Genomic DNA, 600 nt, shown 5'->3' on the forward strand with positions numbered 1-600 from the left:
TTTTCCGATTACAAAGGAAAAACGCTCGCCGTCAAAGTGGTGGAGCTCGACCGCGAGAAAAACCGCGTCATTTTGTCACACCGCGCTGTTGTTGAGGAAGAGCAAGAGCGGCAGCAGAAAGAGCTGCTTTCCCGCATTGAGCCGGGCCAAGTGCTCGAGGGCGTCGTCCGCCGCATTGCCGATTTCGGCGTCTTTGTCGATGTCGGCGGGTTTGATGGGCTCGTACATATTTCCCAGCTTTCCCATACGCGTGTCGCCCATCCGTCCGAGGTGGTGAAAGAAGGCGATGCGGTGAAAGTGAAAGTGCTGGCCGTCGACCCGGAGAACGGGCGTCTGTCATTGTCCATCAAAGAGGCGCTTCCGGGTCCGTGGGAAGGCATCAGCGAAAAAGTGAAGCCGGGCGATGTCGTCACCGGGACTGTGAAGCGGCTTGCTTCATTCGGCGCGTTCGTGGAGATTTTCCCGGGTGTCGAAGGATTGGTCCACGTATCGCAAATTGCCAACCGCCGCATCGGTTCGCCGCATGAAGTGCTGAAAGAAGGCGATGAAGTGAAAGCGAAAGTGCTCGATGTCAACGAGGCCGAGCACCGCATTTCCTTA

1 protein-coding gene is annotated in these 600 nt (G+C 57.0%); it reads left to right on the forward strand.

Annotated features, from left to right (window positions below):
- A partial coding sequence (locus U1T56_RS24330; protein WP_418162062.1) for a S1 RNA-binding domain-containing protein occupies positions 1 to 600 on the forward strand: 600 nt, incomplete at both ends.

It is taken from the genome of Benzoatithermus flavus (assembly GCF_037908215.1).
Taxonomy (GTDB): Bacteria; Pseudomonadota; Alphaproteobacteria; order Geminicoccales; family Geminicoccaceae; genus Benzoatithermus; species Benzoatithermus flavus.